Here is a 17,105-nt window from a genome sequence, read left to right as displayed (position 1 = left end):
TGGCCTTATTTATATTGCTGGCCTTTCTCTCATAAAGCGTGCAAATCTTGGTTTTCCTTCTGCAGTGAGATCATTAAAACGAAAAGTAATAATGGATCCGATCTTTGGCGGATTATTTCTGATCTCATCAGAAAAACCGCTGCCGATATAGAACTCAACACCGTTTTCTAAGCGCACTAGCACTGATCCCATCATACCTTGATACTTGCCAGAACCCAGTTTATAACCAATGACCGTAGCTTCAGCATCTTGGTGTTTTTTAAGCTTAAGTAAATCGTTACTGCGGCCGGCTTGGTAATGGGCATTAATTTTTCGCAGCATCACCCCTTCACCCTGCCCATCACTTACGTTGTCTAAATACCCAAGCAGCTCTTTTTCTGAGTGAATTGGTGAATGTTCAATATAGGTAATGTGCGGAGCATTCATGAGTGAGGATAAGTGGATGAGATTGCGGTATCGCTTTTGGTAGTCACCGATCGCTTCGGGCATATCAAACAGCATAAAGCGGATGCTTTGCCACGCTTCATCGGTTGGTATGGTATCCAATACCGTTTGTTGAACGTGATGAAACTGACCTCGTCCAGCCCAGAGCTCTCCTTCTAATGCCTTATTAGGTAATGGTGCAGTAAACCAAGCAGGCGCATTGATCTTATTACCATTACGCGTATGAAGATATTGTCCATTCCAGATGGCGCGAATTCCATCCAGTTTTTCACTTTTCCAGTACTCAGCAACATCAATTCCATGTTGGTAACTGTTGGCTGCTGTGACCGGAATAAACATCTGAAAGTTTTCCGTTGCAGTGACAGGAATTGTGTTCAATAAAGCGATGGAGAGTAGCGATAGTTTCAGTTGCATGCCATCAGGCTCGATCAATCAAAATGTGGTACATACTTAACACGTGCCACTCATATGAAAACCATAAACAAGATAAATTGCGATGAAATTCATACTCAATCATCTCTAAAAAACAGCTTATTACATAGACAGTTACGACATGTAGATAGTGTTTTATCAGCCTTTTAAACCTAAGCGTTTTTAGGCTGCACGTGTGTATTCAAGCCACTCCAAATGATTTTGCCCGGCTTTTAAGCCCATGTCATAGCCTATGTTGAGCAACGGTAACTTCATCGTCAATCTCTTAACGGGAAACCCTTCAGGTGGCGCGATTACTCGAATGATGGCATCAGGAGGTGGATTGCGAATAAATTCAAGTGATTGGTTGTAATGTTTCGCACGAAATAGCATTGATTTAGCCATATTTGGATGGCGTGAAAAGAGTTTTTTCATCATCCACTTACTTTTAGGGGGCGACATGATATAGCTAAGTGGATGTGATAAAACAACCGTAATATCTCGTGCTCCACGGCGATACGCTTCTTTAACAGGGATCGAATCAGCAACCCCTCCATCAGTGTAGCAACCACCATGGAAACAAGGCGTGTGCTTATAAACTATCGGTAGAGCGGATGTGGCCTCAATGGCCGTGCTCAAGTTTTCTTGAGTCACTCGATAATAATCGGCTTTACCCGTTTCGATATTGGTTGCAACGGCAAAGAAAGGGACTGAGTTAAACAGTTTGTCTTCATCAATCGGATAACGTCGGTTGGACTCATCGATTAGCCAACGCACATCGACGAGATTTCCCCCCTTAATAAAGCGAATTGGGTTAAAAAAAAGACGGTCGGTGGCAAGCTGAGTTACAACGTGATAACTGCGTCTCGGTTGCTTCGCAAGGTAGCCGATTAAGTTTGAAGCTCCAGCTGAAACACCTAATACAAAATCAAATGGGTTGTGCTGATGTTGTAAAAAACTATCCAAGACTCCACTGGCAAAAATGCCGCGCATCGCACCACCTTCAACCACTAACGCTTTCATCATGATTCTCTCTCTGTACTTCATCATTAAACGTTATGGTACGGAAAAAATCAGAAAGACAATAATAGGTTCTCTTTATCACTAAGATAGGCAAAACCGAACCAATGTCAGTCTTGATAATGACGATTCAAAAATCGTAAAAGGTCAGACGCCTCATCATCGGGCAGATGAGGCGCTATGATCAGATATTAGCAGTTTGCGCTTGCTGAACTTTTTGTAAACGAGAAAGGAATTTGATCCATCCTTTGGCATGGCTTGATGGGTTTAGGTTTTCAGCTTGCTTGGCTTGGTATAGAGCATTATCGAGTTGATTGAGTTTGTACAGCGCATGAACTCGCGCTAACGCGACATCGGCTTTTTTCTCGCGCGTGGTGACTTTATCCAACGCCTGTAACGCTTCTTTAAATTGCCCTTGCTGGTTGTACAGCAGCGCCACTTGCCAATAATATTGCTCATCCTGTTCAGCTGCTTTTGTCCACGTTCTGATCGCTGATTGCCATTCTTTGGCTTGCTGCCAGTAAGTGGCTTGCTCTTTCAGTAAAGTTAAGTCTTGATCAGCATCAGATAATGTTTGCAGAACTTGCGCCGCACGTTCTGGAATGCCGTTTTGCGCATACAACTGCGCGAGCAAGTGTTTATCCTTATCGGTTAATTCCACACCTTGTAATTTGGCTAACGCTAAACTGTTTAATGCTTGACGACGCTGATCTAAACGCAGATGTAAACCGACTAACTGTCGCCACCAACTGGCTTGGTCAGGCTCCAGCATGATCAGTTTTTCTAAAGTTGGAATGGCCGCTTTCCATTGTTCTAGCTGAAGCTGCGCACCTAATTTAAGTGACAGTGGGTTTTTAGTATTAAGTGGTGTCACGGTTTGGTATTTATCCAACGCATGCAGCACTTTTTTCCATTGTGCAATTTGGTAGTGGGTTTGTGCGATACGCAACCACAGATCGTCTACTTTCTGTGAAGGCGGAACGGATTTCAATAATTGGTAGTAGTGCGGTAACGCCTTTTCAAATTGTTGTTCATTGACATACAGATCAGCCAACATACGTTCGGTGGTCCATGCCTGCTCATCTTGCAGCTCTCCACTCTCTACAGCGTACTTGATCTGTTTGATAGCCGCTTTGGGCTGACCACTTTGCCAATAAAACACACCAAGCATCCGGGCAACAAATGCTTTATCGTAAAGACGTGACGTTTCAACACTGCTCAGTACCTCAATGGCTTGAGTGAGGTTCTCTTCTAATGCAAATTGTTGTGCTTTTTGCACTTTCAGGACTGTTGTCGCACTTAATTCGCTCGCATTTAAAGAGAGCGAGCCGATAACAAGTGATAAGCCAATCAATATACGTTTCATCATTTGGCAATTTTAAACTCCACAGTCACGGTTTGTCCCGGCTGCTCAATGGCTTTACCGTCGACAATCTGAGGTTGATACTTCCATTTTTTCAGCGCTTGCATCGCTTCACGCTCAAACATACGTTTGGGATTGGCATCGACGACATTGATGTCGACGGCTTTTCCTGTTGTATCAATGGTAAAGCTTAATGTAACGAAACCTTCTACACCTCGCTTTAGAGCTCGGCTTGGATAAACAGGCTCGACACGATATAACGGCATTGCTTGCTGGTTTGAACCGAAATCACCAAAAGTTGGTGCGCTAATCGCCACCCCATTAAGCGCGGTATCCAAACCCAAAGCAGGTAAACTAGTGAGTGATGTAGCGGCCGTAGCGGTAGTTTGTGACTGTGTCACTTGTACTTGCGGTGGCGGCTCAGGCAACTTTAAAGGTTCTGGAACGCTACGTTGGCGACGCTGTAAATCGTGTTCTTGTTCCATCATCACCATATTAAATCGCAGTGCTTGAGTTGGTTTTACAGCGCGTTGGTTACCGTTATCCACCATCCACGCCATAAAACTGAACAGCGCCAGCGAAATCACTCCTGCAATTGGCAAAGCAAGCAGTAAACGTCCCATTAACGTTTCTCCGCCGCCAATGCGATATTTTTCACTCCGGCTCCTTTGGCCGCATCCATCACTTTAACAACCGTACCGTTATAAGCATGTTCATCCGCTTGAATCACTAACGCCGCATCTGGTTGTTCGAGCAACAGATGTTCTAGGGTGGCCTCTACACGTTCAACATCAATCAAGCGTTTGTCGATGTAAATATCATTGGATGCATTGATAGCGACAAAAATACCCGCATCTTTCTGACTCACCGCGTGAGAAGCTTGAGGACGGTTAACCTCAACACCTGATTCACGAACAAATGAGCTGGTGACAATGAAAAAAATCAGCATGATAAAGACGATGTCGAGCATCGATGTTAAGTCTATCTGCGCCTCATCATTTCTTGGTTGGCGTCTGCCTAATCTCATCGCAAACTCCTTAACGATTTTTCTAATTTTAATTCAAGTAGATGACACTTTTTTGCAAGACGAGCATGCACAAACATGCCCGCAAGGGCCGCGACCATTCCGGCCATTGTCGGTAATGTGGCCAATGAAATGCCAGATGCCATCAATTTAGGATCGCTACTGCCTTGATTTGCCATCACATCAAACACAGAGATCATTCCGGTGACTGTGCCGAGCAGCCCTAACATTGGGCAAAGTGTGACGAGCAGTTTTATCATGTTAAGGTTGTGGCGCAGCATCTGCTGTGCTTCACCAAGCCAACCCTCGCGAATGGCATGGGCATACCATGAATGGTGTTCCGCGCGTTGATGCCATTGCTCTAACCACCCTTTTCGATATTTAGGAAAGCTCAATACCACAAACAGTACGCGTTCGATGATCAACAACCAATAAAGCGCCACCACCCCAGCTAGCCACCATAAGACGATCCCCCCTTGCTGCATAAACTGCTGCAAGGTTGTTAGCCAGTCATTGCTGAGCAGTGCGCTTGGCAATACGCTGTTCATTACGCCGCATTCCTCATTGAAGCTTGGCATTCTTGCTCTGCTTGCGCAGCAACGAGGCCAATCCCCTGTTTTTCTAAAATAGAGCGAATATTTTCGGCTTGAGAGCTTAAGATATTATGAGCTAATAATAGTGGAATCGCAGAGACTAAACCCAGAACGGTAGTCACCAAGGCCATTGAAATGCCGCCCGCCATTACTTTTGGATCACCGTTACCAAATTGTGTGATCACTTGGAAGGTTTCAATCATGCCGGTCACCGTACCCAATAGCCCAAGCATCGGCGCAATCGCAGCTAATAACTTCAGCATCGATAAGCCTTTTTCCAAATGCGCTTGTTCATCGACCACCGCTTCCAGCAAGCGCAGCTCCAACGCTTCTACGCTGCGATTTTGCTCTTTGTTATAGACGCTGAGTACACGCCCCAATGGGTTATTACCAATTTTCTGTACATCTTTAAGCTGCGCTTTGATCTTGTGGTGAGTCATCACCAATGCGAAGCCGCGATAGAAAGCGATGATTAAACCAATACCAAGCAGTACCAAAATGATGTTACCAACCGCACCACCCATTTGTAGCCGTTCGGCTAATGTTGGTGTAAGGGCTAGCTGTTCAAGCATGATGCCACGCGAAGGATCGACCACTAAGCTTTCGATTTCCCCCGTATTTAGGCCAGAGAAAATCGGTCCATTGTCCGGTTGTTTCAAATAAGCGGTGGCGGCTTGTTTATCCCCGTTCCATTTGACATAACCTTGCTCTGTCACCAAACCAAAGGTTCCAATACGATAGGCGGCCACATTTTGCGTGACACCGTCACCATTGATAAATGCGATCTGAACGCGGCTTAGCTCACCACTGGCGATGATCTGTTCAACATAGCTGTGCCATAACCCCGTCAGCTGCGGCATCGAGGGTAGAGATTTTGCGGCGACAATTTCTTGTACCCGCGATGTATACTGATGGCGATCAACCGCAGTGATGGAAGATTCCAATTCACTGCTTAATGCTTTGGCATTTTGGCGTACCACACCAAACAGCTCTCCAAGGCTTCCTGTTTCTAAGCGAAGCTGCTCTTCTAAACGTGCTAGTCGGTTTTCATTATTACTGAATTGCGTGCTTAGCTTATCCGCTTGCGCTTGTAAATCTTGGCGCTGAGCTTCTAGCTCTGCTTTGGCGCGGCGTAGCTGCTGTTCGGTTTGTTTAAAACCCGCTTCGCGTTCGATATTGTGCTGCTGCTGCTGTTTGTTTTCCACTTTGGCGTTGCTGACTAATTCCGTAGAAGCAAAGCTGTTGAAAGCCAATAGTGTTAAACAGAGTGATGAGAGAGAGAAAACCATCTTCATTTGTTTTGCTCCTCTACTAACTCAAGTGAAACAGGTATCGTCATTAAGTTTGGTGTGATTAAATTGTTGGCCATTTTGAAAGCGGTATCTAAATCGGCATATAGCCCACTATCGACATCGGTCCATTGGTGCGAGTTTTGGCTCCAGCTCCAATACTGTTTGCCATTTAAGCTACGAGCCACCAGCGATAAACGGCCAACGTATAAAATGTCAGCTTCAATGGTTTTGTTTTCATTGAGCACCACTGCGCCTTGATAAACACCCAGTTTAGTCCCGTAATCAATTTCGATTTGGTACGCTTCAAGAATACGGCGGTATTTTTCAGCATCGCTGACATCCGATCGCACCATCATCGATTCCAGCTTTTCTAAACGCTCTAAACGCGTTTCGCGCTTTAATGGTTTGTCGTTTTCGATTAGGGTACGTAGCCCGTCGATCATCTGATACATCAAAGGAACGATGCCTTGGCGAGTCAGTTTTATCTCATCAATTTGTGACGATAGACTTTGCGCTTCCTGATTCTGGTTTTCCACCAGCGATGCCAAGTGATTACGATAAATAGTGATATTTTTCACTTCTTCTTTTAACTGATCGATATCAGCTTGCATCAGCAACGCTGATTGAGAACTGTGATTGATGTTCTGTTGGCTGGCGACTGAAGCCGAATTGGTTTTATTTTGGATGGCATTCGCGTCACTGAGTGTAGAAGCATTTACTGCGAACAAACTGGTAGTCGCCACCAAGGACAAGCTGATTTTTAAAAGATTCATAGACGTTATTCATTACCTTCAACGAAGTGTTATCATCTTGTTGATAAAAGCTCTCATTATCATCAAGGATCGCATTCTAACGATTTTTTCCGGTGCAAACAACCACAGTATGCGGCGAACACTCTTTGTTGATGAGTTTTAAAGCCACCTACCCTTTATTTACCTTTACTGACCCCAAATTGCCAAACAGACTTCATTAAACTTTTGACTTTTATTTTGACCACTCGCCAATGTGTGATGGGCCGTATAGGTGCGGTATTTAGCAGGTGTTGGTAGGTTTTTTCGCTCAAACGCCCCTCTTTGCCGTGTGCAAGAAGCAGTGTTTCTGGGTTGAGCTTGAAGATCCGTTCAAGTGACTGGCGATATTGATTGGGATGGAAAATAGGAAAAGGGGCAATCAACTGCTTTTTCACTTCAACCATTAAATCGGCAACATACACAATGCCTTGCTGTGCATGGTAGACAGACAAATCTCGGTCGGTATGCCCTGGAGTTTCTAAGATTTGCCATTCGTTAAAATGAGGAATAGTGTCGCCATCGTTGAGCTTAATGTCAGGCTTTAAGACACGTGGATACCATAAATTCTGCCGCGGGCGGCCTAGGCGATTCGCCATCCAACGCGCAAGCGCAAGATCGGCTAGATGCATACAAAATCCGTCCAAACCACGATACCAATCATGATCTTTATTGGCAGAGACAATTTTACAACCCGTTAATGCACGCAATTGATGAGCTGCCCCAGCGTGATCTGGATGCATGTGAGTTACCACAACGGTATGCAGATGAGAAAAAGGACGGTTCAGTTCATTCTCAATGAAGTGCTGCAACGTAGGAATGTCTGCTCGACTTGCACCGTCTAGCAGTAATAATCGTTCTGGATATTCAGCCAGATACATATTCTGAATATAGCCTTTGATCGTATGTAGCTTCACCGTTATCCCTACTTGACAGATCAGACCTCCTGCCTGATGTTGGATAAGCATAGCATTAGCGAAAGTGATGTCCAAAGCGCGTCGTCTCTCATTTCCATCAATTTGAAGACAAAATAGAAGGCGCGCGCTATGCTGAGCCGGTTTTAATTGTGTAGAGATAACGCTATGAAGCCTATGATTATTGGCCACCGCGGAGTGGCCGGCCATTACCCTGAAAATACGCAAGTGAGTGTGCAAGCCGCTATTGATTTAGGCCTAAAGTGGGTTGAAGTGGATGTGCAACCGACTCAAGATCACATATTGGTTGTTTGCCACGATCACACCATTGATCGTTGCAGTAATGGTAAAGGGCGCATTGATTCTTATACGCTTGAGCAATTACAACAGTTCGATTTTGGCGCTTGGTTTGATCCTCAATTTGCAGGCGAACCCATCATGACATTAGAGACGTTGCTGACACTCGCAAAGCAGCACAGCCTTGGTTTAAACATTGAAGTCAAAGTGGATAAACACGATGTTGCTCAAGTCGCTGCTCAACTTAAAGCGCAACTGGATCAATGTGGATTACCGAATGAACAGATTGTTCTCTCCAGTTTTAGCCACGCTATCATGCGCGAGCTTTATCAGCATTGTCCGGGTTATAAATTGGCGGTGTTGAGCGAGCGATTAACGCGTAAAGATAAGCAAGTGTTAGCCGAAATTGACGCCTTTGGCTGTAACCTTAATTATCAATGGATCAGTGCAAAACACATTGCCGAGTTACATCAAGCGGGTTACCAAATTTGGTGCTACACGGTGAATAATCCAAAAAAGTTCAAACATCTCAACTCGGTTGACGCCATTTTTAGTGACGATCCACAGTGCTTTTTGTAAGCCTGCAAACGTTTAGCTGACTGGTAGAATCTCTTTATTGAGAATGATTCTTCATAATGCGCCACTCTTCCACTCTGTCATCACTAAATAATATGGATGATTTCCTAAGGTACTCTCTATGATACTTGACTCATCGTTATGGATTTGGATCCCGCTGCTTTTTGCCATTATCTTCAGTTTTCAAAAGCAGTTACGTCCAGCATTCGCCTTGCTAGCACTGTCGTTAGTGGGCGGATGGTTCACAGACCGATTATCGTTAATGGCCCTGCTGTATGTCACCATTGGATTATGTGGTGCTTATTACATTCCACAACTGAAAGGCCGCTGGAAATGGTTTGCTCATGGTGCGTTGCTATTATGGGCAATTGCACTGCTGCTGCATGCTATTCCTGGTTTTAATAATCCTAAAGTGCTGGATAATGTGCTTGCTGGTGCAAATAGTGCCCCCTTTCGTCTCTACTTGAACCTAGATAAACCTATGGTATTTTTTGCTTTGCTACTCGCTTGGCCGCCACTCCTTGGCAACCATCAAACCATTCGTTGGGCCGCGATCGGTAAAGTGTCGATTCCTCTTTTTGCTTTGCTTTTTGTCGCATGGGCGCTTGGCGCGATTAAGCCCGAGTTATCTTTACCGACTTGGTGGTGGCTCTTTGCTCTCAATAATTTGCTTTTAACCTGTGTGGTGGAAGAAGCATTTTTCCGGGGCTATTTACAAAAAGCCGTTAGTGAAAAATTCGGTCTATGGCTCGGTATTGCGCTCGCTAGTACCCTATTTGGTCTTGCGCATTTTTCTGGCGGCGTGACTTTGGTGCTATTTGCCACATTAGCTGGTATTGGCTACGGCGCGATCTATCATCTAAGCGGGCGTTTATGGACGGCTGTACTCTTCCACTTTCTCTTTAATTTTTCCCACCTTATTTTCTTCACTTATCCAGTATGGGTACAGCGTTAAAACCTCTAAGCCAGCTGAAGTTTTCGCTGGCTTTTTTCTTTTTATCAGTCGATGAAATACCTTATTGATAGTTTAGTGACAACCGTTATGAACAACTGAGTATAAAACGAATTGTTCTCATTATTCCTATTTTTGGCCTAGGGTTTATGGTCAACGTCATGTTGATAATAATACTCCAGGGAGGAGAGAATGAACCAGAAACAAACGTTATTGGCGATTGCGCTAGCAGGCTGTTTCAGTACCGCTTATGCAGAAGAAAAGGTGTGGATTTCCATTGGTGGTGACGCGACGCAAACGGCGCTTCGCTCTGGAGCCCAAAGCCTATTACCTGAAAATCTTATCAATCAAACATCAGTATGGGTTGGGCAAGTACCAGTAAGCGAGTTAGCGACGCTTTCACATGAAATGCACGAAAATCATCAGCGATGTGGTGGTTATATGGTCCACCCTTCTGCACAAAGTGCGATGAGTGTCAGCGCAATGCCGCTGAATCTAAACGCTTTCAGTGCACCAGAAATAACTCAGCAAACCACCGTTAATGCTTGGTTGCCATCAGTATCAGCGCAACAAATCACCAGTACCATCACCACCTTAACTCAGTTTAAAAATCGCTTTTATACTACCTCGACTGGTGCTCAAGCATCGAATTGGATTGCTGCTCATTGGCGCTCACTCTCTGCGTCACTGCCCGCAAGCAAAGTGGAACAAATCACACATTCAGGCTACAACCAGAAATCGGTGATGCTTACAATCACGGGCTCTGAAAAACCTGACGAATGGGTGGTGATTGGCGGGCATTTAGACTCGACACTTGGCTCTCGAACCAACGAAAGCAGTATTGCGCCGGGTGCGGATGACGATGCATCAGGCATCGCGGGCGTGACAGAAATCATTCGTTTGTTGTCTGAGCAAAATTTTCGTCCTAAACGCAGCATCGCTTTTATGGCTTACGCCGCCGAAGAAGTGGGCCTTCGAGGTTCACAAGACTTAGCCAATCGTTTTAAAGCCGAAGGTAAAAAAGTAATGTCTGTGATGCAGTTAGACATGACTAACTACCAAGGTTCACGCGAAGATATTGTCTTCATAACCGATTACACCGACAGTAATTTTACCCAGTATTTGACACAACTATTGGATGAATATTTACCGTCACTAACCTATGGATTTGATACCTGTGGCTATGCCTGCTCTGATCATGCCTCTTGGCATGCGGTTGGTTACCCAGCTGCAATGCCTTTTGAATCCAAATTTAATGATTACAACCCTAATATTCATAGCCCGCAAGACACTCTGCAAAATTCCGACCCAACAGGATTTCATGCGGTGAAATTTACTAAACTTGGATTGGCTTATGTGGTTGAAATGGGTAACGCCTCAACACCGCCTACACCGAGCAATCAACTGAAAAATGGCGTACCTGTGAACGGTTTATCGGCCAGCAGAAATAGCAAAACCTGGTATCAATTCGAACTGCAGGAAGCGGGCAACTTGAGTATTGTATTGTCAGGGGGAAGCGGCGATGCCGATTTATACGTTAAGTATCAAACTGATGCCGATCTACAGCAATACGACTGCCGTCCTTATCGCAGTGGCAATAATGAAACGTGTCAGTTCTCCAATGCTCAACCGGGCCGCTATTCTATTTTGCTGCATGGATACAACAATTACAGCAATGCAAGTTTAGTGGCGAATGCTCAATAAACAGCGCAAAGAAAAGCCAGCCGCAAGGCTGGCTTTTCGATTAACTCTCAGCATCGGGCTGGTTTTCTGGTGCAGCGGCAATAAACGCCGGATGAGCACGAAGCTCAGCAGTGATTCGTTTAATGATCGGAAACTGCGCCATATCAAGATTAAAGCGCTCCGCGTTATACACTTGTGGTACTAAACAAACATCCACTAAGCTCAGTTGATCACCAACACAGTACTCCCCTGATACTGTCGCCAATTTCTTTTCCAAGGCATAAAACCCCGTGGCTATCCAATGCCGATACCAGTCTCCTTTTTGACTTTCATCTACGTCCAGTTCACGCGTTAAATATTGTAAAACTCGTAGATTGTTCAGTGGATGAATATCAATAGCAATGTCTTGCGCCAGTGCTTTAACCTGATATTTCTCTTTACCTGATAACGGAACCAAACGGACTTGGGGATACTGGTCATCCAAATATTCGATGATGGTTAACGACTGAGTAATGCAATGCCCGTTATCTTCTAGTACCGGAATTAACTCACTCGGGTTGAGAGCGCTAAACTCGGCTGAATGTTGCACTCCGCCCTCCTTAACTAAATGGATAGCAATCGACTGGTAATCGAGCGCCTTGAGGTGAAGTGCGATGCGTACTCGGTAAGCGGCTGAAGAGCGCCAATACCCATATAACTTGAGGCCACTCATGACCCTTTCACCACGCGTTGATCGATTAAACCAAACAAGCTGTTCCCTTTATCATCACGCATTTCTAACATTATCCTGTCACCAAATTTCATAAATTCGGTACTTGGTTTACCGTCCCGAATGGTTTCAATCATCCGCACTTCTGCAATACATGAATAACCGACTCCCCCTTCAGCAATCGCACTGCCAAAATCGGTTCCCTGTTTATTGGAAACTGTACCAGAACCAATAATAGTGCCCGCGCACAAGGGCCGCGTTTTTGCTGCGTGAGCAATTAACTGTGGGAATTCAAACGTCATGTCCACGCCAGCATTGGGGCAACCAAATGGTTTATTGTTATAGGTTGATAGCAATGGCAGGTTGAGTTTTCCACCGTCCCAATGGCAGCCTAGTTCATCGAGTGTCACAGCGACAGGAGAGAATGCTGAAGACGGTTTGGATTGAAAAAACCCAAATCCTTTAGCAAGCTCTTGAGGGATCAAACCACGCAGCGACACATCGTTAACCAACATCACCAATCGAATCGCTTGCGCCGCTTCACTTGGGGTTGCACCCATTCTGACATCATCGGTGATCACGGCCACTTCGGCTTCAAAATCAATTCCCCATGCTTCATCTTGCATTTGAATATCATCACGCGGTCCAAGAAAAGCATCCGAACCACCTTGATACATTAACGGATCACTCCAGAAGCTTTCAGGGATCTCCGCACCTCGTGCTTTTCGTACTAACTCGACATGGTTGACGTAAGCAGAACCGTCGGCCCATTGATACGCTCTAGGCAGCGGCGAATGACACAAGGTTTGATCAAACTGCATCTCTTGCAGCAATTCTCCTTCATTAAGCGCCGTGTAAATTTCGCTGAGCATCGGTGCGGTTTCCTGCCAACGGTCTAAGGCTTGCTGTAAATGCTCGGCAATCTCAGGCACAGCAACGCATTTTGATAAGTCATGGCTGACCACTACCAATAAACCATCTCTTGTGCCGTTTTTTAGCGTAGCTAACTTCATGTCACTTCCTTATTCTTATTCGTTTATTCGCTCTTCCAACTGTAGACGTACTGTTGATTTTCAACCTGCTGCGCCGCCTCACTAAAGTGTAATGCATGCCGCGTATCAATCATCACTGCCACTTCATCGGTAAATTTTTTCTTATGCTCTTGCCCAGCTTGGAACGCTTTCGGATGTGGGCCATGGGTAAACCCGGCAGGATGAAAAGTGACCATGCCAGCTTCAATATTATCGCGGCTAAAGAAATCACCCGCATGGTAGAAGAGCACTTCATCGTAATCATCATTGTTATGATAAAACGGAACCTTTAAAGCGCCGGGGTCACTCTCAATCGGCCGAGGCACAAAGGTGCAGACCACAAAACCTTGGCCAACAAAGGTTGTGTGAGCGGAGGGCGGCAAATGATAGCGATGCGACATCAACGGCCGAATGTCTCGCCAGTTGAGTTTCACCACAGAAAGATCACCGTGCCAACCTACTGCATCCAATGGGTTAAATGGATAAGTAATGACGCTGATTTTCTCATGACGTTTTAAATGAACTTGGGTGGTCTTTTCTGAATACTGCGCTTTAAACTCTGGATTAATCGACGGGACTTGCAAAACCGCAGGATCGAATATGGCGTGGTTCCCTACTAGCCCTTTTTCTGGCAAAGCATACGCCGCATCCGTATTCTCTATCATTAGAATGAACATCGGCTCACTTGGCTCCAGCCGCCAATTGGTTGAGCGCGGGATCAACACATAATCCCCTTGTGAAACGCTCAAGTGTCCGTAATCGCAATAAAAATCAGCGCTTCCTTGATGAATAAAAAGTAACTCATCACCATCGGCGTTACGCACTAAATGATCCATCGCTTGAGCCAGCTTCCATACTCGTACTTTACATTGTGCATTATGCAATAGGTGCGGCACGCTCCACGGTGAACTTTGTTTGGCTTGCTCGATCAAATTAAAATTAAAGGCTCTCGGCCTTAACTCACCTTGCCATTCACTCCACCCTGTCGGTGCATGTTGGTGATGGAAATGGGCCGCAGGGCCAAAAAAGCCACTGCGTCCTGCTTCTCTTTCATAGATGGCCTCTTGCGGGAAGTCGGCATGAGCTTGGTTTGAACATACCCCTTCTCGATGAGGAAATGTGATCCATTTATGCATCGCTGAGTACTCCTCGTCGAATTTGATCTTCTTCAATCGACTCAAATAACGCTTTGAAATTACCTTCCCCGAACCCTTCATTGCCTTTGCGTTGAATGATCTCAAAAAAGACTGGGCCAATGACGGTTTGAGTAAATATTTGCAGCAAAATTCCATCTTTCATCGGTGCACCATCAATCAGGATCCGCAGCGCTTTTAACTGATCAACATCTTCTTGATGCCCTTCAACTCGATCACTGACTTTTTCGTAGTAAGTATCCGGTGTTGGCATGAAATCCATCCCTCGTTCGCGCAGAGTACGTACCGTCTGGTAGATATCATCAGTGGATAAAGCGATGTGTTGGATCCCCTCACCATTGTATTCACGAATAAACTCTTCTATTTGTGATTTATCGTCAGACGATTCATTGATTGGGATGCGAATTTTGCCGCAAGGCGCTGTCATTGCGCGGCTAACTAACCCAGTTAGCTTCCCTTCAATATCAAAATAGCGAATTTCACGGAAGTTACCAATCCGCTCATAAAAGCCAGACCAAATGTCCATGTGGCCTTGTTTGACGTTATGCGTTAAGTGGTCAATTTCGAACAAGCCAACATTGGCGTCGGTCATTCGTTGATTAGCATCGGCATAGAACTTGAAATCCACATCATAAATGCTCTGGCTACCATAACGATCGACAAAATAAAGCAAGCTATCGCCAATTCCATAAATCGCAGGAATGCTCAGTTCCATTGGGCCAATTTGTGTTTTGTATTCTCGCCCGCCATTTGCCTGCACATGCTGCATGGCGACAGATGCATCATGAACGCGAAACGCCATCCCACACACTGAAGGTCCATGCACTTTGGCAAACGCTGCAGCTTGGCTATGGGGTTGAGAGTTAACGATAAAATTGATATCCCCTTGACGATATAACCACGCCTCTTTTGAGCGGTGCTTGGCTATCTCAGCAAAGCCAAGAGAAGTAAACAGCTCTTTTAACTGCGCGATTCCAGCGGGATCAGCCGCGGTGTACTCCACAAATTCAAAACCGTCTGTTCCCAATGGGTTAAATGTTGAGGTCATCTCGCGCTCCTTTTTTGTTAACGCTTGTGTTGAGTATTGCGAACATGGCGTAATTTTCAGCAAAAATGAACCCTATAACGAAAAACGGTTTAGCGGAGAACAAATAGTGTCAATGTAATTAAAATGTTACACAAATCTATTAATGAGCAGTAGGATAGTAAATTAGCGAATTTCACAGAGATGATTTGTTTTTATTTGACTGAATACTAAGCACTTTTCCTTAATTGGCCACGTTAATCACAAGTCAATCATAACCAGTTGCTCAGTAAAGCGAATAGCACGGCGTAACATTTTAGCTACATTTATTAAAAGCCGACACTGCCTCCGGCAAAAAACACACAATCGACGAGGTGTTAGGCGCACATGATTTTTATATGCCGAGCTACACGGACAAAACATTAGACCAACACAGGTGAATCATTAAGTTAAAAACAATAGTCATTGGCTATATGTAAGCGAAAAATTCGGTTGTTTTGTCGTGCTTCTTTGATTTATCGCAGAACATCGCGTCATCCACACGCGATATGGTATGGCTTCTGTTTCCTACGAGATAACAAAATGACCATGATAAATGAACAGCGCTTGGTTGAGCACTTTCTACAACTAATTCAAATTGACAGCGAATCGGGTAACGAAAAACAGATTGCAGAAACGCTGTCTGAACAATTGGGTGAGCTTGGTTTTTCAGTCCAAAAACTGCCCGTACCTGAACATGTTTCCAATGGCTTTAACCTTTATGCTCGCCTAGCAGGACAACTCGATGACAGTGTCGTACTGAGCTGTCACATGGATACCGTCAAACCGGGGATTGGTATCACACCCGTCATTGAAAATGGCGTCATTCGCTCTAACGGTGAAACAATTTTAGGCGGCGATGACAAATCGGGTATTGCGGCCATTATGGAGGCGATCCGAACGATTAAAGCGCAAAAACAACCTCATAAAACCATTGAAATTGCATTCACCGTCCATGAAGAAGGCGGGCTACAAGGCTCCAAACACTTTGATATGTCTCATATTCAATCGGCTAAGGCGATTGTACTCGACACTGGTGGTCCAATAGGAACCATCGTTAAAGCCGCCCCAGGGCAGCAAAAAATCATCGTTAATATCAAAGGCAAACCCGCACACGCAGGCCTTGCTCCTGAAGAAGGTATTAGCGCTATCGCCGTCGCAGCCGATGCGATTACCCAAATGAAATTGCTGCGTATTGATGAGGAAACCACGGCGAATATCGGCCTTGTTCATGGAGGTGGCGCAACGAATATCGTCATGCCTGATCTTAGAATTGTCGCTGAAGCCCGCTCATTGAATGATGATAAGTTGAGCCTACAAGTTGAACATATGGTGTCAACATTTCAGGCCGCGGCGCACAAGCATGGCGCGCAGGTTAAGATTGAATCTACTCGTGCTTACAACGCCTTTGTATTGGATGAAGAGCATCCGCATATCGTTGCGATCAAAAAGAGCTTTGAATCGGTTGGGATTGCACCAAAAACCAAACGTACTGGTGGAGGCAGTGATGCAAACAACTTTAACGAAAAAGGATTAGTGACCGTCAATTTGTCAACGGGCATGGCGAAAGTTCACACCACCGAAGAGTATATTGCGATCAGTGATATGGTGAAGATTGCAGAATTCCTAACAACGTATTTGACCGAATAAGCCTTACGATAAAACAGGCCTCATTTTCGCGAGGCCTGTTAAAGAAACATTGGTGGGATTGGAGAGTGTCCTGAATTCTGTGTAACTGTCTAAACTTAAGCCTTAAAGGCTAAGGATGGACAATATGGATAAGAAAGCACT

Annotated in this window: 17 protein-coding genes; 4 read left to right on the top strand and 13 right to left on the bottom strand. The window is 45.0% G+C overall.

Translation table 11 applies throughout. From position 1 onward, the window contains the following. Window positions 1–9: 9 nt before the first annotated feature. The 9 genes from AACR75_RS07305 to AACR75_RS07265 all read right to left on the bottom strand — a co-directional run bounded on the left by AACR75_RS07305 (window position 10) and on the right by AACR75_RS07265 (window position 7,852). Window positions 10–858 carry a DNA ligase gene (locus AACR75_RS07305; protein WP_047689512.1) on the bottom strand — a complete coding sequence of 283 codons (849 nt, stop codon included), beginning with the start codon at window positions 856–858 and terminating at the stop codon, window positions 10–12. A gap of 180 nt (window positions 859–1,038) precedes the next feature. Continuing rightward, the gene (locus tag AACR75_RS07300) at window positions 1,039–1,902 is read right to left on the bottom strand and encodes a patatin family protein (protein WP_047689431.1); all 864 of its coding nucleotides are present in this window, start codon (window positions 1,900–1,902) and stop codon (window positions 1,039–1,041) included. A gap of 157 nt (window positions 1,903–2,059) precedes the next feature. Beyond that, entirely contained in the window at window positions 2,060–3,244 is a 1,185-nt protein-coding gene (locus AACR75_RS07295) for a tetratricopeptide repeat protein (protein WP_047689429.1), read from the bottom strand. Then, window positions 3,241–3,861, bottom strand: a complete 621-nt coding sequence (locus tag AACR75_RS07290) for an energy transducer TonB (protein ID WP_047689427.1) — start codon at window positions 3,859–3,861, stop codon at window positions 3,241–3,243. Before AACR75_RS07290 ends, AACR75_RS07295 begins: the two co-directional genes overlap by 4 nt. Beyond that, a complete protein-coding gene (locus tag AACR75_RS07285) occupies window positions 3,861–4,265 on the bottom strand; it encodes an ExbD/TolR family protein (RefSeq protein WP_013856855.1) in 405 nt (134 codons plus the stop codon). The genes AACR75_RS07290 and AACR75_RS07285 overlap by 1 nt, the downstream gene beginning before the upstream one ends. After that, a complete protein-coding gene (locus AACR75_RS07280; protein ID WP_013856854.1) occupies window positions 4,262–4,810 on the bottom strand; it encodes a MotA/TolQ/ExbB proton channel family protein in 549 nt (182 codons plus the stop codon). The genes AACR75_RS07285 and AACR75_RS07280 overlap by 4 nt, the downstream gene beginning before the upstream one ends. Next, window positions 4,810–6,150 carry a MotA/TolQ/ExbB proton channel family protein gene (locus tag AACR75_RS07275; protein ID WP_047689424.1) on the bottom strand — a complete coding sequence of 447 codons (1,341 nt, stop codon included), beginning with the start codon at window positions 6,148–6,150 and terminating at the stop codon, window positions 4,810–4,812. Before AACR75_RS07275 ends, AACR75_RS07280 begins: the two co-directional genes overlap by 1 nt. Beyond that, complete coding sequence (locus tag AACR75_RS07270) at window positions 6,147–6,920, bottom strand: DUF3450 domain-containing protein (RefSeq protein ID WP_047689422.1); 774 nt, start codon at window positions 6,918–6,920, stop codon at window positions 6,147–6,149. The genes AACR75_RS07275 and AACR75_RS07270 overlap by 4 nt, the downstream gene beginning before the upstream one ends. Window positions 6,921–7,075: 155 nt before the next feature. Continuing rightward, the gene (locus AACR75_RS07265; RefSeq protein WP_047689420.1) at window positions 7,076–7,852 is read right to left on the bottom strand and encodes an MBL fold metallo-hydrolase; all 777 of its coding nucleotides are present in this window, start codon (window positions 7,850–7,852) and stop codon (window positions 7,076–7,078) included. Between the two features lie 165 nt (window positions 7,853–8,017). Here AACR75_RS07265 and AACR75_RS07260 point away from each other — a divergent pair, with 165 nt between their 5' ends. The 3 genes from AACR75_RS07260 to AACR75_RS07250 all read left to right on the top strand — a co-directional run bounded on the left by AACR75_RS07260 (window position 8,018) and on the right by AACR75_RS07250 (window position 11,378). Further along, window positions 8,018–8,725 (top strand): glycerophosphoryl diester phosphodiesterase, encoded by a 708-nt coding sequence (locus AACR75_RS07260; protein WP_013856850.1) that lies wholly within the window; start codon window positions 8,018–8,020, stop codon window positions 8,723–8,725. Window positions 8,726–8,843: 118 nt separating this feature from the next. Beyond that, window positions 8,844–9,677, top strand: coding sequence for a CPBP family intramembrane glutamic endopeptidase (locus AACR75_RS07255; protein WP_047689417.1), 834 nt, complete (start codon window positions 8,844–8,846; stop codon window positions 9,675–9,677). Window positions 9,678–9,866: 189 nt separating this feature from the next. Beyond that, a complete protein-coding gene (locus AACR75_RS07250) occupies window positions 9,867–11,378 on the top strand; it encodes a M28 family metallopeptidase (RefSeq protein ID WP_047689415.1) in 1,512 nt (503 codons plus the stop codon). Between the two features lie 40 nt (window positions 11,379–11,418). Here AACR75_RS07250 and maiA read toward each other — a convergent pair whose 3' ends face one another. Genes maiA through hppD form a run of 4 tightly spaced genes read right to left on the bottom strand, consistent with a single transcriptional unit; the run spans window position 11,419 to window position 15,299 of the window. Continuing rightward, window positions 11,419–12,069: a maleylacetoacetate isomerase gene (gene maiA / locus AACR75_RS07245; RefSeq protein ID WP_047689412.1), complete on the bottom strand. Its 651-nt coding sequence runs from the start codon at window positions 12,067–12,069 to the stop codon at window positions 11,419–11,421. Continuing rightward, window positions 12,066–13,079: a fumarylacetoacetate hydrolase family protein gene (locus tag AACR75_RS07240; RefSeq protein WP_047689410.1), complete on the bottom strand. Its 1,014-nt coding sequence runs from the start codon at window positions 13,077–13,079 to the stop codon at window positions 12,066–12,068. Before AACR75_RS07240 ends, maiA begins: the two co-directional genes overlap by 4 nt. Before the next feature lie 23 nt (window positions 13,080–13,102). After that, window positions 13,103–14,233: a homogentisate 1,2-dioxygenase gene (locus AACR75_RS07235; protein WP_017042493.1), complete on the bottom strand. Its 1,131-nt coding sequence runs from the start codon at window positions 14,231–14,233 to the stop codon at window positions 13,103–13,105. Further along, window positions 14,226–15,299 carry a 4-hydroxyphenylpyruvate dioxygenase gene (gene hppD, locus AACR75_RS07230; protein WP_013856844.1) on the bottom strand — a complete coding sequence of 358 codons (1,074 nt, stop codon included), beginning with the start codon at window positions 15,297–15,299 and terminating at the stop codon, window positions 14,226–14,228. Before hppD ends, AACR75_RS07235 begins: the two co-directional genes overlap by 8 nt. A 558-nt stretch (window positions 15,300–15,857) precedes the next feature. On the opposite strand from hppD, the gene AACR75_RS07225 reads away from it, so the two are divergent. Next, window positions 15,858–16,964 carry a M20/M25/M40 family metallo-hydrolase gene (locus AACR75_RS07225; protein WP_026027995.1) on the top strand — a complete coding sequence of 369 codons (1,107 nt, stop codon included), beginning with the start codon at window positions 15,858–15,860 and terminating at the stop codon, window positions 16,962–16,964. Window positions 16,965–17,105 lie beyond the last annotated feature (141 nt).

Origin of the sequence: Vibrio sp. ZOR0018 (genome assembly GCF_963865925.1) — a bacterium.
GTDB lineage: Bacteria > Pseudomonadota > Gammaproteobacteria > Enterobacterales > Vibrionaceae > Vibrio > Vibrio anguillarum.
Note: the sequence above shows the minus strand (reverse complement) of the source record. Positions and strands in the feature narration are given on the sequence as shown.